19 protein-coding genes are annotated in these 25151 nt (G+C 59.4%); 13 read left to right on the forward strand and 6 right to left on the reverse strand.

The features are described from left to right. Positions 1 to 35: 35 nt before the first annotated feature. Positions 36 to 806 carry a helix-turn-helix domain-containing protein gene (locus tag EYD00_RS21225; RefSeq protein WP_034498238.1) on the forward strand — a complete coding sequence of 257 codons (771 nt, stop codon included), beginning with the start codon at positions 36 to 38 and terminating at the stop codon, positions 804 to 806. A 42-nt stretch (positions 807 to 848) separates the two neighbouring features. On the opposite strand, the gene EYD00_RS21230 is transcribed toward EYD00_RS21225, so the two are convergent. Then, positions 849 to 1196: a hypothetical protein gene (locus EYD00_RS21230; RefSeq protein WP_004438615.1), complete on the reverse strand. Its 348-nt coding sequence runs from the start codon at positions 1194 to 1196 to the stop codon at positions 849 to 851. 392 nt (positions 1197 to 1588) lie between these two features. Between EYD00_RS21230 and EYD00_RS21235 the strand changes: the two genes are divergently transcribed. Genes EYD00_RS21235 through EYD00_RS21255 form a run of 5 tightly spaced genes read left to right on the forward strand, consistent with a single transcriptional unit; the run spans position 1589 to position 7018 of the window. Then, on the forward strand, positions 1589 to 2611 hold the full coding sequence (locus EYD00_RS21235) for a UDP-glucuronic acid decarboxylase family protein (RefSeq protein ID WP_006698573.1): 1023 nt from the start codon (positions 1589 to 1591) through the stop codon (positions 2609 to 2611). 1 nt (position 2612) lies between these two features. Beyond that, complete coding sequence (gene galE, locus EYD00_RS21240; RefSeq protein ID WP_022563658.1) at positions 2613 to 3596, forward strand: UDP-glucose 4-epimerase GalE; 984 nt, start codon at positions 2613 to 2615, stop codon at positions 3594 to 3596. Continuing rightward, a complete protein-coding gene (locus EYD00_RS21245) occupies positions 3593 to 5524 on the forward strand; it encodes a glycosyltransferase family 2 protein (RefSeq protein WP_034498235.1) in 1932 nt (643 codons plus the stop codon). Before galE ends, EYD00_RS21245 begins: the two co-directional genes overlap by 4 nt. A gap of 14 nt (positions 5525 to 5538) precedes the next feature. Further along, entirely contained in the window at positions 5539 to 6042 is a 504-nt protein-coding gene (locus tag EYD00_RS21250; protein ID WP_034498547.1) for a DUF995 domain-containing protein, read from the forward strand. A 13-nt stretch (positions 6043 to 6055) separates the two neighbouring features. Next, positions 6056 to 7018, forward strand: a complete 963-nt coding sequence (locus tag EYD00_RS21255; RefSeq protein WP_004438632.1) for a glycoside hydrolase family 26 protein — start codon at positions 6056 to 6058, stop codon at positions 7016 to 7018. 53 nt (positions 7019 to 7071) lie between these two features. Here the strand turns inward: EYD00_RS21255 and EYD00_RS21260 are convergent, their stop codons facing one another. After that, a complete protein-coding gene (locus tag EYD00_RS21260) occupies positions 7072 to 8253 on the reverse strand; it encodes an AGE family epimerase/isomerase (RefSeq protein WP_034498233.1) in 1182 nt (393 codons plus the stop codon). A gap of 337 nt (positions 8254 to 8590) precedes the next feature. Here EYD00_RS21260 and bcsN point away from each other — a divergent pair, with 337 nt between their 5' ends. The 5 genes from bcsN to EYD00_RS21285 all read left to right on the forward strand — a co-directional run bounded on the left by bcsN (position 8591) and on the right by EYD00_RS21285 (position 17693). Next, positions 8591 to 9580 carry a cellulose biosynthesis protein BcsN gene (gene bcsN, locus EYD00_RS21265; protein ID WP_034498231.1) on the forward strand — a complete coding sequence of 330 codons (990 nt, stop codon included), beginning with the start codon at positions 8591 to 8593 and terminating at the stop codon, positions 9578 to 9580. A 67-nt stretch (positions 9581 to 9647) separates the two neighbouring features. Continuing rightward, positions 9648 to 11837, forward strand: a complete 2190-nt coding sequence (gene bcsA, locus EYD00_RS21270) for a UDP-forming cellulose synthase catalytic subunit (RefSeq protein WP_034498229.1) — start codon at positions 9648 to 9650, stop codon at positions 11835 to 11837. Continuing rightward, positions 11834 to 14323, forward strand: a complete 2490-nt coding sequence (locus EYD00_RS21275) for a cellulose biosynthesis cyclic di-GMP-binding regulatory protein BcsB (RefSeq protein ID WP_034498227.1) — start codon at positions 11834 to 11836, stop codon at positions 14321 to 14323. Before bcsA ends, EYD00_RS21275 begins: the two co-directional genes overlap by 4 nt. Continuing rightward, positions 14320 to 15375, forward strand: coding sequence for a family 8 glycosyl hydrolase (locus tag EYD00_RS21280; protein ID WP_034498225.1), 1056 nt, complete (start codon positions 14320 to 14322; stop codon positions 15373 to 15375). The genes EYD00_RS21275 and EYD00_RS21280 overlap by 4 nt, the downstream gene beginning before the upstream one ends. Continuing rightward, positions 15366 to 17693 carry a tetratricopeptide repeat protein gene (locus tag EYD00_RS21285; RefSeq protein WP_034498222.1) on the forward strand — a complete coding sequence of 776 codons (2328 nt, stop codon included), beginning with the start codon at positions 15366 to 15368 and terminating at the stop codon, positions 17691 to 17693. The genes EYD00_RS21280 and EYD00_RS21285 overlap by 10 nt, the downstream gene beginning before the upstream one ends. A 28-nt stretch (positions 17694 to 17721) precedes the next feature. Here EYD00_RS21285 and EYD00_RS21290 read toward each other — a convergent pair whose 3' ends face one another. Beyond that, positions 17722 to 18876, reverse strand: coding sequence for an amidohydrolase (locus EYD00_RS21290; protein ID WP_022563668.1), 1155 nt, complete (start codon positions 18874 to 18876; stop codon positions 17722 to 17724). 57 nt (positions 18877 to 18933) lie between these two features. Further along, positions 18934 to 20580: a GNAT family N-acetyltransferase gene (locus EYD00_RS21295; RefSeq protein WP_034498218.1), complete on the reverse strand. Its 1647-nt coding sequence runs from the start codon at positions 20578 to 20580 to the stop codon at positions 18934 to 18936. A 231-nt stretch (positions 20581 to 20811) separates the two neighbouring features. Between EYD00_RS21295 and EYD00_RS21300 the strand changes: the two genes are divergently transcribed. Both EYD00_RS21300 and EYD00_RS21305 read left to right on the forward strand, forming a co-directional pair. Continuing rightward, positions 20812 to 21546, forward strand: a complete 735-nt coding sequence (locus tag EYD00_RS21300; RefSeq protein WP_034498544.1) for an SDR family NAD(P)-dependent oxidoreductase — start codon at positions 20812 to 20814, stop codon at positions 21544 to 21546. Positions 21547 to 21582: 36 nt separating this feature from the next. Beyond that, positions 21583 to 22935, forward strand: a complete 1353-nt coding sequence (locus EYD00_RS21305) for an aspartate aminotransferase family protein (protein ID WP_006698559.1) — start codon at positions 21583 to 21585, stop codon at positions 22933 to 22935. A gap of 40 nt (positions 22936 to 22975) precedes the next feature. On the opposite strand, the gene EYD00_RS21310 is transcribed toward EYD00_RS21305, so the two are convergent. Then, entirely contained in the window at positions 22976 to 23413 is a 438-nt protein-coding gene (locus EYD00_RS21310) for an EamA family transporter (RefSeq protein ID WP_034498216.1), read from the reverse strand. A gap of 183 nt (positions 23414 to 23596) precedes the next feature. Beyond that, positions 23597 to 24943, reverse strand: coding sequence for a dicarboxylate/amino acid:cation symporter (locus EYD00_RS21315; protein ID WP_004438672.1), 1347 nt, complete (start codon positions 24941 to 24943; stop codon positions 23597 to 23599). Positions 24944 to 25151: the final 208 nt, after the last annotated feature.

Below are 25151 nucleotides of genomic sequence, written 5' to 3' on the forward strand. Positions count from 1 at the left end.
AGAAAGTAATGCGTAAGCGCTTGAGGGAGGCGTCAATGTTCATGGGAACGTCAGATTATGCGGCAAAACAAAAAAACGCCGTTACACATATAAATGGAACTTTATTGATCGTAGCGGATCCGGACCTGTTTTCCGAGTGCCTCATGGAGGCGTTGGGCAAAAAGTTCCCTACATTCTCCGTGGTAAGCGTGACATCGTCAGCAACGATTGATGATGATTACGGCGCCGACGTCCGGCTCGTATTGCCCTATCGCCTGGCGGGTGAGCGGCTTAATAGTGTATTGTCGGCGATCCGTGAAAAACATCCTAAAGCGCCGATTGCGCTCGTCGTGGAGACGATCGACAAAATTGAAGAGCCACTGAAGCGGCTGGTGGGAATGCGCATCATCGATGGTGTGCTGCCGCTTAATCTCCGGCTCGACGTCTTCATGGCGGCGGTCGACCTGCTCATGAAGGGCGGGGAGCATTTCCCGGCGGCCCTTCTAGGCAAGCTTACGCCCTATCCCACCGCAGTCGGTGGTAAAAGCGTGCAGAACAGCCCTGTCATCGCCAACCGTGCCGACGCCCTTGCCGAGAGCAGGAGCGACATGGCGACGCTGACGACGCGGGAGGTGCAAATCCTCGACCTGTTATGCAAGGGTACGCAGAACAAAATCATTGCCGACCGGCTTCATCTGTCCGAGAACACGGTGAAGGTCCACGTTCGCAACATCTACAAGAAGATGAACGTTCGCAACCGCACGGAGGCGGCGTCGCGTTTCTTCAACAAGGATGAAGGCGCGACGTTCTCCGGCTGGAAGAACTGAGCGTCGAGCTGCCAGAGGCAGCCCGGACGTTATGCAGGAGGCTCAGGGCCTCAGGAAGCAGCGGGACTTTTGCCCAAATCCGCTCGGCGAGCAGATGTAGGGAGAAGAGCCCGAGTAGGAAGGTCGCGATACTGTCGGAGTGTCCGAAGCATCTGCAACAAGCGTAACGGCTGCGTTGCCGGTTTTTTGATAGCCATAGGCCGCCTTCGCCGGCGTGACGCGGCTCTTGATCGTAGTCGGGCTGGCCGATGCGGTCGTGAGAACGGCGTCTTCGACGACGGAGCATGAAGCGGTCGCGAAAGTGAAAGTCAAAAGTGCGCCGGCAACGAGTGCAAGACGACATTGACGGACTGTTTTGCCGCCACGGAAATAAGGCATTTCATTCATCATGTGTGTCCCCTGAAATCGACTGTCTGTCGCATCTCGCCGGGCGGTTTTGTTCCCGGTGGACCGAGCCTTACAAAACCAGGATAGCCCCGACTGGTTGAGCGAAGCTTGCGCTAATGCTCAATAAGAAAGGCATAATGGAGGCGTAGTTAAAAAGTATTAAATCAAAGGGCTATTTTGAGTAATTTTGGGTAATCAATTGTAATATTTCGATAAATTGAAGTTGACCTGTTTTTGCCTGCGCTTATCATGAAAGTGGAAATTTATCGGATGTGAATATTAAAACCTCAGGAAGAAGAAAAAATAGAGGGATGATATTCAGTTAGCGTCAAATGGAGAGTTTAATTCACTTAGTTGAATCGGCTGTGCTGATTCACCGTGGGGAGGTGTGTGTTATGCGTAATTTCGTTCCCAACGAACATGATAACGGCGTTACCATTTACTCAGATTGGAAACCCGGGCAACGGGTACTCGTTAATGGTGGCGCCGGTTTCCTGGGCTCCCATCTCTGCGAGCGGTTGCTGAGCAGCGGTCACGAGGTGATCTGTCTCGATGATCTTTCGACCGGCCGTACCGCGAATGTGGAGCATTTGCGGAACAATAAGCGGTTTCTGATGGTCGAGCACGATGTGCGCAAACCCTATGACATCGATGTTTCGCTGATCTTCAACTTTGCCTCTCCGGCTTCGCCGCCTGATTATCAGCGCGATCCCGTCGGTACCCTTCTCACCAATGTACTCGGCGCAGTCAATGTGCTGGAAGTCGCGCGCAGATGCGGTGCTACCGTGGTGCAGTCCTCGACCTCGGAAGTCTATGGCGATCCCCACGTCAATCCGCAACCGGAAACCTATTTCGGCAATGTAAATACAATCGGGCCGCGCGCCTGCTACGATGAAGGGAAACGCAGCGCCGAAACGCTGTTTTTCGATTATCACCGCACTTTCGGTGTCGATATCAAGGTCGGACGCATTTTCAACACTTACGGGCCGCGTATGCGCCCTGACGACGGCCGTGTGGTTTCGAACTTCATCGTTCAGGCGCTGAAGGGGGACGACATCACCATTTACGGTGATGGCAGCCAGACCCGTTCTTTCTGCTATGTCGATGACCTGATCGATGGCTTCCTGCGCTTCTCGGCCAAACCGAAAGACTGCACCGGGCCGATCAATCTCGGTAATCCCACAGAAATTCCCGTGCGGCAGCTGGCCGACATTGTTATCCGGATGACAGGTTCTCGCTCGCGCATCGTCCATCTGCCTGCCGCGATCGATGATCCGCAGCAGCGTCGTCCGGATATTTCGCGGGCAAACGAGCTGCTGAAATGGCAGCCGCGTGTACCGCTCGAAATCGGCCTTGAAAGAACGATCGTCTATTTCGATGCGTTGCTGGCGGGCCGGAAAGTGGCGGAGGCCGTATGAGATGCCCCGCACAATCCTCGTCACGGGCGGGGCCGGATTCATAGGCAGCCACATCTGCAAGGCGCTGGCGCAATCCGGCTTCAAGCCCATAGCTTATGACAATCTATCGACCGGTCACGCGGATTCGGTCCGCTGGGGTCCCTTTATCGAAGGCGACATTCTGGATCGTGGTCTCCTGAAAGCCACGCTCCAGGAATTCTCGCCAGCCTTCGTTATTCATTGTGCCGCCAACGCTTATGTCGGCGAGTCCGTCGAGGATCCACGCAAATACTACCGCAACAATGTCGGCGGCAGTCTTTCGCTGCTGGACGCCTGTCTTGACCAGAATATCGGCGGACTGGTGTTTTCGTCCAGTTGCGCCACCTATGGCGTGCCGCCGCAACTGCCCATCAGTGAGGAGACGGCACAGACGCCGGTCAATCCTTACGGCCGCACCAAGCTGATCTTCGAGATGGCGCTAGACGATTATGCCGCGGCCTATGGTCTGCGTTTCGTTGCACTGCGTTATTTCAATGCCGCCGGTGCGGACCCGGATGGCGAGCTTTGCGAACGTCATGAACCGGAGACGCATCTGATTCCCCGTGCGCTGATGGCCGCTGCCGCAAGGCTGCCGCAACTCGATGTGTTCGGTGCCGATTACGATACCAGTGACGGTACCTGCATTCGCGATTATATCCATGTCAGTGACCTGGCCGATGCCCATGTCGCCGCCGTCAACTATCTTGCCGATGGCGGCGAGACGTTGCGTGTCAATCTCGGCTCTGGTCACGGCACATCGGTCGGTGACATCATTCGGGCAATCCATCGCGTGACGGGGCAGGAAGTCCCTGTTCATTTTGGCGCACGGCGCGCAGGAGACCCTCCGGCGCTCTTTGCCGATATAGAACGCGCAAGGCAGACGCTCGGCTTTGCGCCCAGGCGCTCCGATATAGACACTATCATCCGCACGGCCGGTCCCGGTTTTGGACTGGAGGTGCTGTCATGACGATGCGCTCCACGCCCTCCGTCGCATCCCCCCGCGCCGCTGCAGGCGTGTTGCGGATGCTGCCGATCTTTACAGGCTGGAACCGCCTTGCCTACCTGCTTGGCATCGGTGGCTGGCTGGTGACGCTCGCCTATTTCTGGATCTGGTGGCTCGATCGAGATCGCGTCATCGACTGGCCCTACTACTCCGTGGTCACGTTGGCGCTGGCGTGGATCACGCTTCTGCCATCCTATTTCATCTTCATATTTCTCAACGCGAGGGTTGTTGACCGGCGCTCGCCTCTGCCGGGGGGCAGGGTGGCGATGGTGGTCACCAAAGCGCCGTCGGAACCTTTCGCGGTGGTGGAAAAGACGTTGCTGGCCATGCTGGAGCAGAAGGGTCTGGAGTTCGACGTCTGGCTTGCCGATGAAGCCCCGGATGCGGAAACGTTGAAATGGTGTGGCGCGCACGGCGTTTTCGTTTCCACCCGACAGGGCATTGCCGAGTATCACCGCAAGACCTGGCCGCGGCGCACGCGCTGCAAAGAGGGCAATCTCGCCTATTTTTACGACCGTTACGGTTACGAGCGTTATGATTTTGTCGCCCAGTTCGATGCGGATCACGTGCCGGAACCCGACTATCTGAGCGAGGTAATCCGTCCCTTTGCCGATCCGAGCATTGGATATGTGTCCGCCCCAAGCATTTGCGACGCCAATGCCAATGAAAGCTGGGCCGCACGCGGAAGGCTTTATGCCGAGGCAAGCCTGCATGGTGCGCTCCAGCTGGGATACAATAATGGCTGGGCGCCGCTTTGCATCGGCTCGCATTACGCCGTGCGCACGAAGGCTCTTCGGGAGGTGGGCGGCCTCGGGCCGGAGCTTGCCGAAGATCATTCCACCACGCTTTTGATGAATGCCGGCGGCTGGCGCGGCGTCCACGCCGTCAATGCTATCGCCCATGGCGACGGGCCGGTGACCTTTGCCGATCTCATCGTTCAGGAGTTCCAGTGGTCGCGCAGCCTTATGACCATTCTGCTGCAGTATTCACGGCATTACGTGCCGAAGCTGCCCGCGCGACTGAAGTTCCAGTTCCTGTTTTCGCAACTCTGGTATCCGCTGTTCTCCGGCTTCATGGCTCTGATGTTCGTGCTTCCGGCCGTGGCGCTGGTGAGAGGCCATGTGCTGGTCAACGCATCCTATCCGGCGTTTCTGGCGCATTTCCTTCCGGTTTCGCTGATCATGATCGTGTTTGCTTTCTTCTGGCGGGCCACGGGCGCGTTCCGTCCGCATGATGCGAAGCTTTTCAGCTGGGAGGCCATGGTGTTCCTGTTCCTGCGCTGGCCATGGTCGCTTATGGGTGTGCTGGCCGCCGTACGTGACACGATCCGTGGCGATTTCGTCGATTTCCGCATCACACCCAAGGGCACGCAGGCAAAACCGCCGCTGCCGCTGCGGGTAGTCGCACCATACATGGTCCTCGCGGCGCTCAGCCTTCTTGCCATGGTTCTGGCGCCGCGCCAAAACGGCGCGGAGGGGTTCTTTATCTTCGCTGCCATCAATGTGGCGATCTATGCGGGCCTGTCGGTGTTTCTGCTCATCCGCCATGCAGTGGAAAACGGTTTGCCGAAGCTGCCGGCCCTGCGCGGTGGAGCGAGTGCTGCCGCCTGTTCCTTGCTGCTGGTGGCGGGAAGTGCTGCGGAGCTCAGCTCCCATGCGATTGGTGGGCTGGAAGCTCTCTCGCATGGACAACCCTATATCAGTTTTACCGAAACACGGTTCACGGTCGCAGGCGCGGGCGCGGAAGGTGCAAGGTCGGTGCGTCTGAAACTGCGCATTGCACTGCCTGGACTGCGCGGGCCGCAGGAAATGCAGGCAGAACCAATCGTTGCGCCGCCGCCAGCGGTGGCAACCGGAGAGATCATGCTGGCCGACAATAGGGTCGGACAATGAAGGAGGAGGCTGTGATGAAAACAACAATAAGCACATGCGGATTCTCCGCTTTCGTACTCTGTCTTGCGGTGGTCGCGCCAAGCGTCGTCCATGCTGCAGGCGGCACGAAGACGCCGAAGCCGCTCAGAACCAGCGAGGTCGTGGAGATGTATTTCGACAAGACCTGGAAATGGGATACGGGCGGCGGGCGCTTCATCGCCGACGGCCGTAAATTCATCGCTGCAACGGAAGAAAAGGGCAAGAAGTCCATCGGTGAAGGCCGCTGGACTGTCGATGCCAATGGCACATTGTGCATGCGCGCCACCTGGAAAGCCGAGGCGGGAAGCGGCAAGGCCGATACCTGCTTCGACCATGGCCGCATCGGCAAGGTGCTCTACCAGCGCAAACAGGGCGGGCAATGGTACGTGTTCCGGCACAATCCGCCCCGCCCTGGCGATGAATTCCTCAAGCTCGTCCGCAAGGACGATGTCACGCCGCAGATCGCCGCCTACGACAAGGCGATGACGGCAACAAGGTAAGGAGTAAGGTGTCATGCAGATAACAAGACGAACACTTCTGTTCGCGAGTGGTGCCGCCGCAGCCTTTACCGCCGGAATGTATCCGGTGCTCAAGCTCGACGCGCAAGGGGTCGCCCCCATGACCTCGACGGGCATGAAGACGCTTGCCGACAAAAGACCGACATTGCATGCGGACGGAATACGTTTCGGCGCATATGATCCGCACGGCGATTTCACCGGCCAGTCCGGGGTGGCGACGGAACACCTGTTCTTGCCCTGGGAAGACGTGGATCTCGATAGTCTCGCACTTGCGGATGCCTACGCCCTGGAGCGCAAGCGCAATGTGATGATCACGGTCGAACCCTGGTCGTGGGACGTCAACTGGCGCCTCTCTTCAGACGAGTTGCGCCGCAAGGTTCTGAGTGGCGATTACGATAAGAACATGCAGGCGATCGCCGCACGCATGTCGGCCATGAAGAGCCCGCTGATCCTGCGCTGGGGGCAGGAAATGGAAGACACGACCGGCCGCTTCTCGTGGTCGGGCTGGAACCCGCGTGATTACATCACCGCCTATAAGCGCGTGGTGGATATGACGCGCAAGGCTGTTCCCGGTGTGAAAGTGATGTGGTCGCCGAAAGGTCTGGATGGTTTGCGGGCCTATTATCCCGGTGACAATTACGCCGATCTGGTCGGTCTGTCGGTGTTCGGTCTCGAAGATTACGACAAGATCGAATATGGCGCGCCGAAGACCTTCACGGATCTGCTGCGCAAGGGCTACGGACTCGTCGAGACCTTCGACAAACCAGTCTGGGTCGCAGAACTGGGTTATGAAGGCAGCGATTCCTATGTTCGCCCGTGGATGAACGACGTGACGCTGAAACAGGCGGATTTTCCAAAGCTGGAAGAAGTCGTCTACTTCAATGACAAGGACGTTCATGCCTGGCCGCACAATCTCGGCAGACCTGACTGGCGCGTGGTGCGTCCGGCCAAGGTTTGACCGGTATCAAAACCGGCGAGCGGCGATGCCGCTCGCCCGGTAAGTGACGTTCCTCACCCTGCTGCCAGCACCGCCTCGGCCTCATAGATGGCGCAGACGATGTGATAAAACGTGCTTGCCGGCGCTGGTTCGTCGAGCATCGGCCGGTCCGCCGGCCATTTGTCGAACCACAGGCCCTTGACCGGCGTGTCAAGGAAAGGCTGCAGCGCGCCGATGGCGCTCAGACCAGAGGCAAGGTAACGCTGCCGCTCCTCGCCATCAGTCACACTGGCAAGCCGCACCGCCGCCTTCAGCCATTCCGTCTGCGGCCATAGTCGCGCAAGCCCGTCACGCATCGAAAAATCGTCGTAAAGGCTCATTACCGCCACCTTCCGGCGCGGGCAGATGCCGTAGGCCTCGCCGATCTCGAACAGGCGTTTTGCCTTCCTGATCGCTTCTTCGTTTCCACGCAGGCTGCCCCAGCGCACCAGAAGCCAGGCCCATTCGAACTGGTGGCCCGGCTCCATGATCCGGCCCTTCTCCCCTTCGTAAGGTGTCCAGTCATGGGCGAAGAATTCGCGCAGGCCGCCATTGCCGTCATCGATGAAGCGGGAAAGTGCGAGGCCGGCAATCTCGTCCGCCAGCGCCGACCACGGGCCGTCACGATCCTGTTCTTCCCAGGCCAGCATCGCTTCGAAAAGATGCATATGCGGATTGGAGCAAAGCGGAGTGCGCGGCGGGTTCGCCTCCTCGAAGCCGGCGATGGGATGTCTGTAGTCGCGCTCGAGAATGGCAAGGATTTCGAGCGCGCGGCTGCGCATCTCATTCCTCCGCTCGGGAAGGATCGCAGCTGTCTGTGCTGCGGCGAAAAGCGCAAAAGCCTGGTTGTAGAGATCGAAGGAGGGGTCGATCAGTTTTCCGGTCTGGTCGGCCAGGTTGCCGTAAAGGCCGTTTTCAAGGCGATAGACCTTCTCGAACCAGGACAGCCCGTGCAACACTGCGTCTTTCCAGGGTCCGTGCCAGCCATGCTGGCCGGCGGCGGCATAACAATAAGCCTGGCGCGGCTGGACGCGGGCGCGGCGGTCATCGGAAAAAACCGGTTTCGCATCCTGACCGAGACGCTCGTAAAAGCCGCCATCCGGCCGGGCTGACCCCGCCTCCCACCACAATGGCAGGGCGTCCTCATCCAGCCATTTGCGTAATGTTCCGATCTCCTCGGCAAGTGTCTGCGCGATACTCGGAAATTGCACGGTCATGCGGTAACTCTCTGTTTTTACAGTTGAATAAATTGAGATCAATAAAAATACGTAACTATGGAGGCAAATAGACCATGTGGCATATTGCGCTGCAACCGCAAAAATTATCGATCTGACGCAAAGCCAACCCGCAGCGGCGTGATTGGTTCCACCTTTTTTCCCCTCGCCAACGGCAGCGAAAAAGCGATTCGCAGGCCATAAACTATCAGAAATTACAACGGAAATTTGCGATTGCTTATTCGCAGTCCTCACGTATTTCGTAACAATGGTCTGGTCATTGGTGATTCGGTTTCCTTTTAATCTGGGCGGCGTCGGGGAAAAAAAGGGGCGAAGGGCAGTGAAATTTTCTGCCTATACTTCATTGCTGTTTTCCATTGCGGTTCTTTCTGGCTGCAATACTCCCGCGGGCGTTCGGTCGTTCGGCGGGACGCAGCTTCTGTCGCCCTCCGAAGCGCTGATTTTTCCGCCGCCTGGCGGTCCAGAAATCGTTACCGTCGTCAGCCGTACTTATTCCAACGCCGTGGCGCAGCAGGTCATATTGCGTTCGGAGGCTGCTACACCGGGACAGAATTATCTCAAGGCGGAGTTCTTCGGTCCGCAGCAGGCGGGCGATACAGATCTCGATTCCCTGGCGTTCACCGGTTTCAGGGCTTCCTCCCTCGCACGGGAAATCCGTGCGGAATTTCCCGGTGAAACCATCGCCATGTCGGCAAATTACCTGCAGAACAGTTACGGCGCGTTTTCCTATGCCGCTGGCAAGGGACGTGGTGAGGATACCTGCCTTTATGGTTGGCAGGATATACGTTCCCCCGAAAGCATGCGGCAGGATTTCCGCAATCTGGGGCGCATCAAGGTGCGGCTACGCCTCTGTCAATCCGGCGCAAGCGTCGAGCGGCTTCTGGCGGTGATGTATAATTATACCATCACCGGGACTTATGCCTCGCCAAGCTGGAACCCCTACGGCACGCCGCAGGCGGTGGACAAAAATCTCGGCCGTCCCGGCAATCCGGTCTACCCGATAAAGTCGGAAGAGGTGCCGATGCGACCCGGCGGCGAGGTCACCGCCAGCGTGCCGGTCCGGCCGGTTCGTCGTGCGGCGGCCACTGCCCCGGTCCAGCCGGAACAACAGCCGCTGCCGCCCGTTGCAGCAGTTAACATTCCTTCGCCGGTATCGGCGGGTGCGTCGGGTCAGCCTGCGGTGACGGCCCCGCGCGCCGCCGGCGGTCGGGCAGTCACAGGCGAACAGCAATCATCGCGGGTACCGCAGGTGTCCATTCCCTCGCCATCGTGCATTTCGGTTTCGGGGGCGGGCCAGGGATGCAGATGATGGCGGGGACGAGAGCGGAGATTCCGGGTCGAAATTCCGGATGGGGACGAGAACGGAAAGTTTCTGGATGAACAAGGCCATCACAATCATTGTCTGGTTGCTTGTGTCGCTTTGCGTTCTGGCCATCATCACGATGCCGGTCAGCTTGCAGACCCACCTGGTCGCAACGGCAATCTCGCTTATTCTCCTCGCAACGATCAAGGGCTTCAACGGGCAGGGGGTCTGGCGGCTGGTGGCCCTCGGTTTCGGTACGGCCATCGTGCTCCGTTACGTCTACTGGCGCACGACAAGCACGTTGCCGCCCGTCAATCAGCTTGAGAACTTCATTCCCGGTTTTCTGCTCTATCTGGCGGAAATGTATAGCGTGGTGATGCTGGCGCTCAGTCTTGTCATCGTGTCCATGCCGCTGCCGTCGCGCAAGACCAAGCCCGGCTCGCCCACATACCGTCCGACAGTGGATGTCTTCGTGCCCAGTTACAACGAGGATGCGGAGCTTCTGGCCAATACGCTGGCGGCGGCCAAGAACATGGATTATCCGGCAGACCGCTTCACGGTCTGGCTGCTGGATGATGGCGGCTCGGTGCAGAAGCGCAATGCCGCCAATATTGTCGAAGCGCAGGCCGCGCAGCGCCGCCATGAAGAGCTGAAGAAACTCTGCGAAGACCTCGACGTGCGTTATCTGACGCGCGAGCGCAATGTCCACGCCAAGGCCGGAAATCTCAATAACGGCCTTGCCCATTCGACCGGCGAACTCGTCACGGTCTTCGACGCCGACCACGCGCCCGCGCGCGACTTCCTGCTGGAAACCGTTGGTTATTTCGAAGAAGACCCGCGGCTGTTCCTAGTGCAGACGCCGCATTTCTTCGTCAATCCCGATCCGATCGAGCGCAATCTACGAACCTTCGAGACGATGCCGAGCGAAAATGAGATGTTTTACGGCATCATCCAGCGCGGTCTCGACAAGTGGAACGGCGCCTTCTTCTGCGGTTCCGCCGCCGTGCTGCGGCGCGAGGCCCTGCAGGATACCGAAGGTTTCAGCGGTGTCAGCATCACGGAAGATTGTGAAACGGCCCTCGCACTGCATTCCCGCGGCTGGAACAGCATCTATGTGGACAAGCCCCTGATTGCCGGGTTGCAGCCGGCCACTTTCGCAAGCTTCATCGGTCAGCGCAGCCGCTGGGCACAGGGCATGATGCAGATCCTGATTTTCCGTCAGCCCCTGTTCAAGCGTGGCCTCACATTCACACAGCGCCTCTGCTACATGTCCTCGACGCTGTTCTGGCTATTTCCGTTTCCGCGCACGATCTTCCTGTTTGCGCCGCTGTTCTATCTTTTCTTCGACCTGCAGATATTTGTGGCCTCGGGCGGCGAGTTTCTGGCCTATACGGCGGCCTACATGCTCGTGAACCTCATGATGCAGAACTATCTCTACGGCAGTTTCCGCTGGCCGTGGATATCGGAACTCTACGAATATGTGCAGACGGTTCACCTCCTGCCCGCCGTCGTTTCAGTGATCTTCAATCCGGGCAAGCCAACCTTCAAGGTCACGGCGAAGGATGAATCCATCGCTGAGGCGCGACTCTCGGAAATCAGCCGGCCGTTCTTCGTGATTTTCGGATTGCTGGTGGTGGCGATGATCTTTGCCGTCTGGCGTATCTACAGCGAGCCCTACAAGGCGGATGTCACGCTCGTGGTTGGCGGCTGGAACCTCCTGAACCTCATCTTCGCCGGTTGCGCGCTGGGGGTCGTTTCTGAACGCGGCGACAAGTCCGCCTCGCGGCGCATCACCGTGAAGCGGCGCTGCGAGGTCAAGCTTGAGGGCAGCGACACCTGGGTGCCGGCCTCCATCGACAATGTTTCCGTCCACGGTCTGCTCATCAATCTATTCGATAACGCAACCACGGTCGAAAAAGGCGAGACTGCGATCGTCAGGGTCAAACCCCACAGCGAGGGCGTTCCGGAAACGATGCCTCTCAATATTGTTCGGACGGTGAGAGGCGAGGGGTTCATTTCGATCGGCTGCACCTTCTCCCCACACCGGGCCGTCGATCACCGCCTTATCGCCGATCTGATTTTTGCCAATTCCGAGCAATGGAGCGAATTTCAGCGTGTTCGACGCAGGAACCCCGGCCTCATTCGCGGTACGGCGACCTTCCTGGCAATATCGCTCTTCCAGACGCAGCGTGGTCTCTTTTATCTTGCGCGCGCGTTGCGGCCGGGTTCCAAGGCCGTCAAGCCTGCTGGAGCCGTAAAATGACCGGCCGCGGACCTATCAGGCAGTCGCTGACAGTGATGATCTGGGGTGCAGTCGCGACGAGCGCCATTGCGCAGTCATCCCCCTTCGACATGTCGCCGGAGAGGCCGGCCCAGACCGCGCCAAAGCCCGCGGAGCCGCCCGCCATTTCTCCGGTGGAACCGCGTCGCGAGCCGGAGGTCCCGACGCCGGTGCAGCCACCTGTTCCGCCACCCTTCGCGGCTAAGCCTGCGCCTTCCCCAGACGTGACGGCCCAACCGCCGCCGGTTCCCCCAGTGACCGTGCCCGCGCGCCGGGAAAGCGTCTCACCCGGTTCCATGCGCGCCTCGTCTTCTTCAGCCGATGGCCGCCGCCGCTATATCCTTCCCTATGAAAAGCTCAGCCTTTCGGGCGAAATGGACCGGCGGCAATGGAGTATCTATCTGACGCCAGAGCAGGTGAATGCAGCCGTATCGCTGAATGTCGGTTATCAGAACGCGATCGTTGTTGCTCCGGAAAGCTCGAACTTTCAGGTCAGCGTGAACAATGTGGGGCTTGGTGCAGCGCGTATCGAGGCGCCGGACAGTCAGGGGAATATTTCCCTTAAAATTCCGCCCGGTGTCCTTCAGGTCGGCGCGAATGTCGTGTCGCTCGGGGTGCAGCAGCGCCACAGAACAGATTGCACGATCCAGTCCACTTATGATCTATGGACCGATGTCGATCCGGCAAATACCTTCATAGGCTTTAACGCCGATGTTGCAGGCAGTTTCGCCAACATCGACGACATCCAGGCGACCGGACCTGATGGCAAGGCGACGACGTCGATCGAAATCGTGGCACCGGCGCTCGGCAATCCGGCATTTGCGGATTCTCTCCTGCGTCTTTCGCAGGCGCTGGCGCTCAGAACCCAGATGCCGAACCAGACGGTCCGTTTTGTGACGGCCCCTCCCGTCGAAAGGAAAGCGGGAACGCTTTCGGTCCTCGTCGGCACGGCTCGGGAAATCGCCGGCATGGCCGGAACTTTGCCACCTGAAGCATCAGCGGGCGCTTTCGCAGGCTTCGGCAGCGCCGTCGCGGGCGGAGCGTCGCCGCTTCTCGTCACCGGTCCGACCCCCCAGGCGGTGCAAGCGGCGATAGAGACACTGTTTTCCTCGATCTCGCGAACACCGGGCGCTCAGCGAGCCACTTTTTCGACGCGCAGCTGGCACGCACCCGATGTGCCACTGATCATGTCGGACCGTCGGATCGCGCTTTCGGAACTCGGTATCGAAAGCAGCGAGTTCAGCGGCCGGCGTTTCCGCAATGAATTTTACATCGGCATGCCCGCCGATTTTTATGCGTCGGCCTATGGCGAAGCGTCGCTTCTCCTGGACGCAGCCTACTCTTCGCAGGTGTTGCCCGGCAGCCATGTCGACATCTATGTCAATGACCAGATCGCCTCCACCGTGCCTATCTCCAATAATGGCGGGGGTATTTTCAGACATCTGCCGATCAACGTGACAATGCGGCACTTCAAGCCCGGTCCGAACAAGGTGACTATCGAAGCGGTGTTGATGACGGCGCAGGATCAGGCCTGCGCACCGGGTGCGCCAGCGAGCGCAACGCCCCGTTTTGCATTGTTCGACACATCGGAAATTCATATTCCGGACTATGCGCAGATTGGTCGCAAACCCGATCTCGCTGCTATGGCTGGCGCCGGGCAGCCCTACCGCACTGGAACTACTCCCGTCGCCCTGTCTCTTGATCGTTTTGACACGGACACGATGTCGGCGGCGGCCACGCTCATCAGCCGGCTGGCGAGCGTGGCGGGGCATCCGATCGACATTGAGACCGTCGCGTCGCCACTGGTGATCGGCGACCGGGACGCGTTGTTCGTTGGTACGATCTCACAATTTCCGCAGGCTTTGATCAGCCAGTTCAACCTCGTTCCCTCCAGCCAGATCTCCTGGAAAGTGGGAGCCGGTGTTCAGCAGCCTGCGCAAAACAGTGAAAACCTCTTTAATGACTGGCGTGAACGTGTCGACGGCGGCATCTGGGAAGGACAGGTTTCATCCTTTGAGGAATGGATGAAGCGCAACTTCGACCTGAGTTCGGATACATTGCGCTTCCTGCCTGCAGCCGAGCAGCCCTATGCGCCGCCTGCCAATGTTTCCTTCATGCTGGCCCAGGGCCTCAGCCCTTCAGGTGAAGGGGTTTGGACGCTTGCAACCGCGCCAAGTTCGGGAGAGCTTTTGGAGGGCATGGCGGCGATGACGCGTGAAAACCGGTGGGGTGGCGTCACGGGGCGTGTCGCCGCTTACGACGCAGGTGCTGAAAAAATCGAGACCGTCGAAGTGGAACGGCCATATCTTTATAGCACGCGGCCATTTTCCTTCTCGAACTTCAGGCTGATTGCGGCAAACTGGCTGTCTTCTAACGTTCTCTCCTATTCATTGGCCTTCATTGGTTTCGTGTCGCTCCTCGGTCTCGCGACGTTCGCCATGCTGCGCATGATGGGGCGACATCGATGAAGAGCGGAATTTCGAAACTGGCCGGTGTTGTCGTCCTTTCCATCATGACGTTGCTGACAGCCGTTTCAGCGGGCCGCACCGCGTCGATCCCGCCGGAGGCATGGTCGGCCTATAAGAGTGCGTTTCTCGATCCCGGTGGCCGCATTATCGATACGGGCAACGGCAATATCAGCCACAGCGAGGGTCAGGGTTATGGCATGTGGCTTGCGGTATTGTCCGACAGCCTCGCCGACTTCGAGCTGATCTGGAGTTTCACACGCACCGAACTGCTGGTGCGGGATGACGGACTGTCCGCCTGGAAATGGGATCCGCGCACACGTCCGCATGTGACCGATATCAACAACGCTACGGATGGCGATATCCTGATCGCCTATGCGCTGGCGCTGGCTGCCGGGCAATGGAATCGGCAGGATTACGCCGAGGCATCCACGGCCATGGCATCCGCCATCCTCAAAAAAACCGTGGTTCAGCGCGCAGGGCGTACGTTGCTCCTGCCGGCTGCAACCGGTTTTGGCGAGGGGGACCGGGATGACGGTCCGGTGGTCAATCCGTCGTATCTGATATTCGAGGCCTTCCCGGTTCTCAATCTCGTCGCGCCGTCGCCGCTCTGGAAAGCGGTAGCCGATGACGGGGTGACGCAGATTGGTGCCTTTGCCTTTGGCGAGAGGAAACTACCGGCCGACTGGGTATCGGTGCGGACGCGAGCCCAGCCGGCATCGGGTTTCCCGCTGGAGTTCGGTTACAATGCGGTGCGCATTCCGCTTTATCTCTCTCGGGCGAATATGGGCTCGCCCGAGCTGCTCAACCGGCTGAAGAACGGCATGACGCTGGAAAGCGGTGCGGCTGGCACTTTCGATCTGAAGAGCGGAGCGGTCAAGGATGTGCTGTCGGACCCCGGCTATCGCATCATTCCGGCGCTTGCGGCCTGTGTCGCAGGCGGGGTCGCCGTTCCGGAAGAACTGAAGAGCTTTCAGCCAACACTTTATTATCCTTCCACATTGCACCTTCTGGCATTGTCGTTTCTGGCAAGGAATAACGGGGAATGCCGATGAACAAGCCTCTATCGACTTCCGCCCTCATCCTGCTTCTAGTCGCGCTTGCAGCCTTCCACTGGCGTGACAGCATTCTCGGTCGCGTGTCGGACGTTCACACCTCCGCGGTGGGGGACAATCGCGCCGCGCAGCGGATATCTCCTGCGGCAAATCCGGCGCAAATCAACGCTTTCGTCAAGAATCGCGAGATGGCGCAGTTAGCGCAGTCCTCGACACCGCCGGTAACGGTGCCGGCAACCGAGCCGCGACCGGTGCCACAGACCGGCGCCCAGACAGCGCCAACACAGACGGCGCAGGCGCCTGCCGCGCGCGTGGCGGAGCCGGCGTCGGGTGATATGCCCGAAGTCGATCTCAGTGCATTACGCTATTTCGCCGCGAGAGGCGATACGCAACGCCTTCAGGCCGAAATCGCGAGACTTCGCACGCTTTATCCAAACTGGACACCACCGGCTGATCCGCTTGCTGTTCCGGAAAATGGCGATGCAAAGCTCGATGCCATGTGGCAGCTTTATACCGATGGCCGTTATGCCGAGGTCAGGAAGGCGATTGCCGACCGCCAGCAGACAGAACCTGGCTGGCAGCCGCCGGACAACCTGACCGGCATGCTGTCTCTGGCCGAGGCGCGTCAGCGCCTCATCAACGCGTCTGACCTCAAGCAATATGCGACGGTGGTGGATACGGCCGCCAATAATTCCGGTCTGCTGACCTGCAGCGAGGTCGACGTTCTGTGGCGGGTTGCCGATGCCTTTGCCAATACGGACAGGATGGCACGGGCGCGCGACGCCTATCTCTACATTCTCAACAATTGCACTGTCGCAAGTGACAGGCTCGCCACCGTGCAAAAGGCATCCGCGCTGCTGCCGGCGGAAATGATGGGTGAGCTTCTGGCCAAGGAAAAGCTCGGCGCCGATGGACAGCTGGAATTCGAGCCGGTCAAGAACGATCTCGCGCGCCAGTTCGTGGCGAAGGCAGGAGAAAAAGAGGGGATCACCGTCCCTTCTGCCTATCTGATCCGGCTTGAACGGCTTGCCGAAACGGAAAAGCTCGCTAGCGACGCGCTGCTGCTCGGCTGGTACAATATTCGCCAGAAAAATATGTCGGAGGCCGAAAAGTGGTTCCGCAAGGCGCGAGAGGAAGAGGACAGCGCGTCGGCCTCGCAAGGGCTGGCGCTGGCGCTGATCGACCGCAACGAGCCGCGTGAAGCCGAGGACGTCATGTACAAATGGCGCGCGACATCTGACGATGCGCTCGCAACCTATCTTGCCGCAACCGCCAATCTTCTCGCGCTCGAGCCGCCCGTGGTGCTGCCGCCGGATGTATTGCAGCGCATTGCAGCGGAAACCGTCGCGCGCAAGGACGCGGCGACGGCACAACAGTTCGGCTGGTATTCGCTTGCGTTCCGTCAGAGCCAGCTCGCCTTGCAATGGTTCAGCACTGCGCTTGGCTGGAAAGCGGATGATGAGCCGTCTGCCTATGGCGTGGCACTGAGCTATCATGACCTGCGCAACCTCGCTGGCCTGCGGGGCATTCAGCAGCAATGGGCAAGTCGGTCGCAGCGTATTGCCGATGTGGGTACCGCACGCATGGTGGATCAGTCCGGCCAGCCGGCCGTGGCGGTAACCGCGCCGCCTCTCGCCACCGCCCCGCAGCAGACAGCGCCCGTGCCTCAGACGGCGCAGGGAGGGACGGTGGCCTATGTTCAACCCGTCGTCCAGGCGCCTGAACCGTCACGCAAGCAGGCGAGACTGTCTTCGCCAGCGCAAAGAGCAAACAACACGGCTTCGCGTCCACGCTCTTGTGCCGCCTATCCTGATCCGCAGCGATTGCCGCCCCAGCAGGCGCTCGATCTCGGCTGGTGCCTGATGGAGACGAACAGACCGGCCGAGGCGCTGAAAGCCTTTGAAGCCGCCATTGCCGGCGGTCAGTCGAGTGTCAAAAGCGATGCGGCCTATGGTCAGAGCCTCGCCTATCTGCGCATGGGGCTGACGGATCATGCTGCGGTCTCGGCGACGAAATCGCGCATGGATCGTCCGCGAGCCACGGAGCTCCAGGTTTCGATCCTTGCCGATCGCGCGGTTTCCGCCTTCCAGTCGAAACGTTATGCCGAAACGCTTCTGCTCCTCGACCAGCGGGCTCGGCTGGCTGACGAGCGTGCTGATCTAATGGTGCTGCGCGGTTACTCCTATCTCGCCATGCGCCGTTATGGGGAAGCCGCCCAGATATTCGAAAGCCTCGCCTCCATCGGTAATCGCGATGGCATCAGGGGGCTCGCGGCAGTGCGCGCCGCCCGGCCGAGCAACGGTCCGCAAGGCGGTTGACAGCGGCCGGCGTGCAGCCGGCCACGGCTTATTTCCCGCCAGTGAGATTACGAATGAGGCGCATGAAGATGCGCGCACCGATACCGATCAGTGCGTCCGGAAAGTCGTAATCGGGGTTGTGCAGATTGGGATAGTCCCGGCCCGCGCCGAGAAAGAACATCGCCGACGACGAGACGCCACGGAAACGGCCGAAATCCTCGGAAGCGCGCATGGGCAGACCTTGGGAACCGTGGGAGATTTTCTCGTCGTCCAGCGCCTGCCGGATATGATCGACGGCGTCCGGGGCGTTTTCGCAATGCAGGAAAATATCGTCATAGGTGATATCGAGCGCCAGCCTCTCTTCGTCTGCCACCCTTTTTGCGAGCGTCTCCGCGGCGTTGCACAGGTTTTCCATCCGGTCGTCGGTCAGCGTTCTGAGTGTCGCCCAGATTTCCGCGTCAGCCGGGGAAATGCCGAAGGCCGCTTCCCCCATGATCGCGTGGGTGATCGTCACCATCGAAAAATCCGGTGCCGGCGGAAAACCGGAACCGAGATCGCTCAGGGACGGCATCAGCCTGGCAATCGCCCGCATGGGGGAAATGCCGTGTTCCGGTGAGGAGGCATGTGCCGTCTTGCCCGCTAATGTGATTTTGATGCCGCGCGATGCGCAATTGACCGGCCCTTCCACCACGCTGACATGGCCGAAGGGCAGGCCGGGGAGGTTGTGAAGTGAAAATGAATAGTCCGGTTTTATCTCCGTAAAGCGGGGATCGGCAATAACGGCGGCTGCGCCCGCACCGGTTTCCTCCGCCGGCTGAAAGAGAAGAATGACCCGTCCTGTCTCCGGCCGCTGGCGGGCAAGGCCAAGCGCCAGTGCCGTCAGAATGGTGGAGTGGCCGTCGTGACCGCACAGATGGCCTTTTCCATCGACGCTCGAACGATATTCAACTTCACCCTTTTCGTGGATAGGCAGCGCGTCGATTTCCGAGCGGATCAGAACCGAGGGGCCGCTTCTGCCGCTGTCATAGACAGCCGCCACGCCATGGCCGCCGAGGCCGGCAAGAAGCCGGTCAGGTGGTGCCTGCTCAAGAAAGGCATGGACGCGGCGGGCGGTTTCTTTCTCCTCTCCGGAAATTTCCGGATGGCGATGCAAATCGTGGCGAAGCTCAATGAGATCGAGCATGTCCTTATTTGTCAGAAACATCAAAATTCCCTGCAGGTCGGTCGGCGTTTTGCTGCCGCAACTTACAGATCATTGTCTTCAATGCAAAACCTTTGGCGGGTGCCAGCGCTTGCCCGCCGTTTTCGGTTTGACGGTGAGCGGGATGACATCGGCAGGGAGTGGGATCTTTGTTTTCGTCAGTTCCAGCCGCGCAAGCGCGGCCCGCGCCTTCTCCGCATATTCGAGATGTTGGGCCTCGTCCGAATGATAATGCTGCAATCTTTCAAGGATTTCGGCACCTTCCATCTTTCTTTCGGCGGCGATGAGAGCAACGGCGCATTTGTAGAGCGCTTCGCGGTGGAACGGCGCGCGATTGGTGACCTGGCGGAAGGCCTCGGATGCCTCGTGATAATGCTGTTGCGCCAGCCGTGCCTCACCGATGCGGAGCCAAAGCAGAACCGGGTCCTGGCCGCTGGCGAGAAGCGCCAGGAAGGCGATTTCCGCCTCCCGGAACTCGCCCCGATCAAGAGACAGGTTGGCCAGCCCGAATTGGGCACCGGAATGACCGGGCGCTGCGGCAAGCACCTGGCTGAAGGCGATGCTTGCGGCAGCCTTCCTGCCCGCCTTGTAAAATTTGAGTCCCTGTTCGTAGACAAATCGGATACTGCGCGGGTGAAGCGTGCCGCCGAGATTATCACCCGAGCGGGTGCGAAACAGCGTGCAGCTCAGCTTCTGCTCCTCCGGCCCGAAGAAATATTTATAGGGCTCGTTGCCACGCAGGAAGTCGTAGGTCTTGAAACCCTGCTCGATTGCCCTCCGGATGCAGTGCCCGTGCAGCACGAGACCGGGGGAAGGCGTCTTCCAGTTCTCGTCGCGGCCGGTGATGTAGAACATTACAGATTTTTTCCGGCGATCGATGATGTTGGCGAGTGCGCCAAGCGGCTGGTCGCCGAACCACAGCACAGGTACCTCTAGATCACCGCGAATATAGACATCCATCAGCATCTGGCGGGTCGCGCCGATCAGGAGCTCGGTGCGTTCCCTGCCCTTATGCGGCGCCCAGCGGATGCGCCAGAAATCGAAGAGGATGTCCATGTCCCGCTTGATGGTGTCTTTCGTCGCGAAGCTGATGCGATATTCGTCCCCGCCCTCGACCTTTCTCATGAAACGCCTGAGCTTTTGCCGGGTCTGGCTGCTCATGTGGCTTTCAAGATACCCGTCAAACGTGTCCGGCAGGGTCACCACCGGGCAGATGCAATTGTTGATGTTGTAGGGGTTGGTCGGCATATTGTCGCGGAACATGACGAGCGGGCCCTGAAGCGCCCTGATCATGGCATCGCGCCGTTCCGGCGGGCCTGAAAGATAATCGAGTTTCAGCTCGGTCCAGTTCTGTTGTCTTATATAGGCGCAGAAACCGGCGACGGCGTGATCTTCATAGTCCGGCAGGGTGATGAAACCAGTATAATCCGCGGCAGCATTGCCGGCCATGACGATGCTGTCGTGAAAGCGGCCGGTTTTCTTGTCGGGTTCGGTGACGATGCGCAGCGGAAAAAACGCCACATAGGGCGAGCCTTCCGAACGTTCCCTCAGAGCCAGAACGAACCAGCGCCTGCGGCGCGGCATGTAATCGCGCAGCCAGCCCCAGGAGAGAAAATGCCGGGCATGGGGATCGGCCATGAACACCGATTCCCAGTTTTCCCGAACCGCCTCGAAGCCGGCGTCGGTGTCAATGATGTCGATGCGCATGTGTCCCCCTCCCAATACAGATCACACATTCGGGAGGTTTCATTTTATGGGCAAATGATCCGCTTCAAATATTCCCTTCGGGTGAAACCCCCGCATCAAATGGGATTAGCCCGCGAGCGGCCTTACTTCGCCCACCGCGACAAAAAAGCCCTTGTCACCCGGCCGAAGCGCTCTAACATGCGTGTTGAATGCGAGGCCGGCTCAACGATCCGCATGGCACAGGAGTTCTCTATGGCTGTTCCTTACATGCTTCTGACCGGTGCCAGCCGGGGAATTGGGCATGCCACCGTCAAGCTGTTTCAGGAAAAGGGCTGGAGGATCCTGACCGTTTCGCGGCAGCCCTTTTCCGAGGAATGCCGTTGGCCCTCCGCACGCGAGAGCCATATCCAGGCCGATCTGGAAGACCTGTCGCGGGTAGAAGATCTGGCAGATGAGGTGCGTTCACGCCTGCCTGAAGGAAAGCTTGCGGCGCTTGTCAACAATGCCGGAATTTCGCCGAAGGGCGAAGGCGGAAGCCGCCTCGGTGTGATGGATACGACGGCGGATATCTGGACGCGGGTGCTCAATGTCAATCTCGTCTCAACAGCGCTGCTCGCCCGCGCGCTCCTGCCGGAGCTGGAGGCGGCGAGAGGCTCGATCGTCAATGTCACCTCCATCGTCGGTTCGCGGGTTCACCCCTTCGCCGGTGTTGCTTATGCCACGTCGAAGGCGGCACTCGCCGCACTGACGCGCGAACTGGCGCATGAATTCGGTCCGCGGGGCGTTCGAGCCAACGCGATTGCGCCGGGGGAAATCAATACTGCCATTCTGTCTCCGGGTACGGCCGAGCTGGTGGATGCCCAGGTTCCGCTCGGGCGGCTCGGCACCACGGCGGAGGTGGCACAAACAATCCTTTTTCTCTGCTCGGAACAGTCCAGCTACATCAACGGCGCGGAAATCCACATCAATGGCGGACAGCACGTCTGACGCCTCAGTCAATCAACCGAAACGGAGCCATTATCGATGACCATCCTGCCGAATTCCGTCGAGGCACGCGATATCGCCTATCAGATGCATCCCAATGTCAATCTGCGCAAATTCGAAAAGACCGGTGGTCTGGTGATTGAAAGCGGCGAGGGCATCTATGTCACCGACAGCAGTGGCAAGCGATACATCGAGGCGATGGCGGGACTGTGGTCGGTGGCGCTCGGTTTTGGTGAACAGCGGCTGGTGGAAGCGGCGACAAAGCAGATGCAGAAGCTGCCCTATTACCACACCTTCTCCTACAAGACGCATAGCCCGTCCGTCGATCTCGCCGAACTGCTGATCGAGCTTTCGCCGGTGCCGATGTCGAAAGTTCATTTCACCTCCTCCGGCTCGGAAGCCAACGATCTGGTCGCCAAGATGGTCTGGTATCGTTCGAATGCACTGGGCAAGAAGGAAAAGAAAAAGATCATAGGCCGCATCAAGGGTTATCATGGCGTGACCATTGCGTCGGCCTCGATCACCGGCTTGCCGCGCAACCATGAGAGTTTCGATCTGCCGCTGGACCGCATGCTGCATACGGCCTGCCCCTCCTATGTGCATTTCGGGAAGGAGGGCGAAAGTGAGGCGGATTTCACCGCGCGTATCCTCGGGGAGTTGGAGGATCTGATCCTTCGCGAAGGTCCCGAAACCATCGCCGCCTTCTGGGGCGAGCCGGTAATGGGCGCCGGTGGCGTTCTTTTGCCGCCGGAGGGCTATTGGGAAGGCGTACAGGCGATCCTGAAGAAATATGACATCCTGCTTGTGGTCGACGAGGTCATCTGCGGTTTTGGCCGCACGGGCAAGATGTTCGCCTGCGAGACCTACGGTATCAAGCCGGACGTGCTTGTGGTCTCAAAGCAGATTTCGTCGTCCTACATGCCGCTTTCGGCGATCATCATGAATGACAATTTCTACCAGCCTATCGCCGATGAGTCCGACCGGATCGGATCGTTCGGCCATGGCTACACCGCCTCCGGCCACCCGGTCGCAACGGCTGTGGGGCTGGAAAACCTGAAGATCATTCAGGAACGCGATCTGGTCGGCAATGTCGCGCGGCTCGAAGGCCGGTTCCTCGATCATCTGAAGGCACTTGCGGATCACCCGCTCATTCATTCCTCGCGCGGTATCGGCCTCATCGGCGCGCTGGAGGTGAAGCCATGGGAAGGCATGAAGCCGGGCGACACGACGTTTGCCCTCGCCGCCGCCATTGAGGAGGAGGGTGTCATAACCCGGCCAATCGGTGAATCCATCTGTTTCTGTCCGCCGCTGATTATTACCGCGGAGCAACTGGATGAGCTGTTTGCTGGTGTGAAGCGCGGTCTCGACAAGGTTGCGGCCGCCCGAGGCTGAAAATTTTTGGCAATTGTGCCGGCCGGTTGATCCGGCCGACCTATCCCCGGTAGGCCACAAGTACCGCACCGCAGGCGATCAGCACGACGCCGAGCCAGTTGGGCAGCGAAAGCCTTTCGCCCAAAAACAGCACTGCAAAGATGGCGACAAAGACGACACTGAGCTTGTCGATGGGTGCGACACGGGCGGCGTCGCCAATTTTCAGCGCCCGGAAATAGCATATCCAGGATGCGCCGGTTGCCAGACCGGAGAGCACGAGAAAGGCCCAGGTTTTCCCCGAGATGGTGGAAGGCTGCTGCCAGTTGCCGGTGATATAAACCATCAGGCCTGCGGCAGCGACAATAACGATGGTTCGGATGAAAGTGGCGAAATCGGAATTGACGTTTTCGATGCCGATCTTGGCGAAAATGGCAGTCAGAGCCGCGAATGCCGCCGATAACAGGGCCCAGAATTGCCACGCCAGGAAAATGTTTCTCATATGGGCCACTCCATTCATCGCAACGGTTCTTGTTTGATCTGGCCTACAGCATCGCCCGTCCGATAAAAACTGTTTTCCGACACCTGCTTGAACGACAAAGGCCGACACATCGAGATGACGCGCCGGCCTTCATGCGAGGCCTGTCCGGACGAGGCCGGGCAGGCAGGACCTTGGGAGGTCGTATTACTCTGCCGGCTGCACCGAGGCCGGAAGCTGATCCACATCGGCGATGCCGGTGAATTCTTCCTTGCCGCTGAGCACGCGGGCAAGCTGGTCCTGGTCCAGTTCGCCTTCCCAGCGGGCGACGACGATGGTGGCGACCGCATTGCCGACGAAGTTGGTGAGCGCGCGGCATTCCGACATGAAGCGGTCGATGCCGAGGATCAGCGCCATGCCGGCGACCGGAACCGAAGGCACGACGGAGAGCGTGGCCGCGAGCGTGATGAAGCCTGCACCGGTAATGCCGGCGGCACCCTTGGAGGAGAGCATGGCGACGAGCAGCAGCAGAATCTGTTCGCCGAAGGAGAGGTGAATGCCGGTCGCCTGCGCGATGAAGAGGGCTGCCAGCGTCATGTAGATGTTGGTGCCGTCAAGATTGAAGGAGTAACCGGTGGGAATGACGAGACCGACGACGGAGCGCTTGCAGCCGGCCTTTTCCATCTTGCTCATCAGGCCCGGCAGGGCGGCCTCGGAAGACGAGGTACCGAGAACCAGCAGCAGTTCTTCCTTGATGTAGCGGATCAGCGCGACGATGGAGAAGCCGTTATAGCGGCAGACGGCGCCGAGGACCACGAACACGAACAGGAAGGACGTGACGTAGAAGGTGCCGATCAGCATCGCAAGATTGGTGACGGACGAGATGCCGTATTTGCCGATGGTGAAGGCCATGGCGCCGAAAGCACCGATCGGGGCAGCCTTCATCAGGATCGCGACCAGCTTGAAAATCGGATACATCAGGGCGTGCATGAAATCGGTGACCGGCTTGCCCTTTTCGCCGACGACGCCGAGCGCGATACCGAAGAGCACCGAGAAGAACAGCACCTGCAGGATATCGCCGCTGGCGAATGCGCCGACGATGGTCGTCGGGATGATGTTCATCAGGAAGCCGGTAATGGTCTGCTCATGGGCCTTGTCGGCGTAGGTCGCGACGGCCTTGGCATCGAGCGTTGCCGGATCGATGTTCATGCCCGCGCCGGGCTGCACGGTGTTGGCGACGATGAGGCCTACGATAAGCGCAAGGGTGGAGAATACGAGGAAGTAGATCATGGCCTTGCCGGCCACGCGGCCAACCTTCTTCATGTCGTTCATGCCGGCAATGCCGGTTGCGACAGTGAGGAAGATGACGGGCGCGATGATCATCTTGACGAGGCGGATGAAGCCGTCGCCGAGCGGCTTCAGTTCTTCACCGAAGGCCGGATAGAAATGGCCGAGTGCGATACCGGCTATGATGGCCACCAGAACCTGAAAATACAGATGCTTGTAGAATGGCAATTTGGCGTGGCCCGCGGCCACGGCTGTCGTATCGATCATGTTTTTTCCTCCTCGGCCTCACCCTGCCTTGATTGGCCTCCCGGGATCGCCGTGTCGTTGACGGCTTCGAGCCGATTGTGGAGTCATGTGCAATACGCATGCCAGACTTGATTATTTGCCGTAACTGACTGATTCAAAAAGTTCTTTTTTGGAGGGATGGAAGACGCGGCAGTTGACTGTGCGGAATTCCGGACAAAAACTCTTGCGG

Source organism: Agrobacterium sp. 33MFTa1.1, assembly GCF_004328495.1.
Classification (GTDB): Bacteria; Pseudomonadota; Alphaproteobacteria; order Rhizobiales; family Rhizobiaceae; genus Agrobacterium; species Agrobacterium pusense.

Coding starts and splice junctions, on each gene's coding strand:
- EYD00_RS21280 (WP_034498225.1), top strand. CDS start 14,320: ATGAAGAGCGGAATTTCGAAACTGGCCGGTGTTGTCGTCCTTTCCATC.
- EYD00_RS21235 (WP_006698573.1), top strand. CDS start 1,589: ATGCGTAATTTCGTTCCCAACGAACATGATAACGGCGTTACCATTTAC.
- EYD00_RS21305 (WP_006698559.1), top strand. CDS start 21,583: ATGACCATCCTGCCGAATTCCGTCGAGGCACGCGATATCGCCTATCAG.
- EYD00_RS21300 (WP_034498544.1), top strand. CDS start 20,812: ATGGCTGTTCCTTACATGCTTCTGACCGGTGCCAGCCGGGGAATTGGG.
- EYD00_RS21230 (WP_004438615.1), bottom strand. CDS start 1,196: ATGATGAATGAAATGCCTTATTTCCGTGGCGGCAAAACAGTCCGTCAA.
- EYD00_RS21285 (WP_034498222.1), top strand. CDS start 15,366: ATGCCGATGAACAAGCCTCTATCGACTTCCGCCCTCATCCTGCTTCTA.
- bcsA (WP_034498229.1), top strand. CDS start 9,648: ATGAACAAGGCCATCACAATCATTGTCTGGTTGCTTGTGTCGCTTTGC.
- EYD00_RS21250 (WP_034498547.1), top strand. CDS start 5,539: ATGAAAACAACAATAAGCACATGCGGATTCTCCGCTTTCGTACTCTGT.
- EYD00_RS21255 (WP_004438632.1), top strand. CDS start 6,056: ATGCAGATAACAAGACGAACACTTCTGTTCGCGAGTGGTGCCGCCGCA.
- EYD00_RS21275 (WP_034498227.1), top strand. CDS start 11,834: ATGACCGGCCGCGGACCTATCAGGCAGTCGCTGACAGTGATGATCTGG.
- EYD00_RS21315 (WP_004438672.1), bottom strand. CDS start 24,943: ATGATCGATACGACAGCCGTGGCCGCGGGCCACGCCAAATTGCCATTC.
- EYD00_RS21295 (WP_034498218.1), bottom strand. CDS start 20,580: ATGCGCATCGACATCATTGACACCGACGCCGGCTTCGAGGCGGTTCGG.
- EYD00_RS21260 (WP_034498233.1), bottom strand. CDS start 8,253: ATGACCGTGCAATTTCCGAGTATCGCGCAGACACTTGCCGAGGAGATC.
- galE (WP_022563658.1), top strand. CDS start 2,613: ATGCCCCGCACAATCCTCGTCACGGGCGGGGCCGGATTCATAGGCAGC.
- EYD00_RS21310 (WP_034498216.1), bottom strand. CDS start 23,413: ATGAGAAACATTTTCCTGGCGTGGCAATTCTGGGCCCTGTTATCGGCG.
- EYD00_RS21290 (WP_022563668.1), bottom strand. CDS start 18,876: ATGTTTCTGACAAATAAGGACATGCTCGATCTCATTGAGCTTCGCCAC.
- EYD00_RS21225 (WP_034498238.1), top strand. CDS start 36: ATGTTCATGGGAACGTCAGATTATGCGGCAAAACAAAAAAACGCCGTT.
- EYD00_RS21245 (WP_034498235.1), top strand. CDS start 3,593: ATGACGATGCGCTCCACGCCCTCCGTCGCATCCCCCCGCGCCGCTGCA.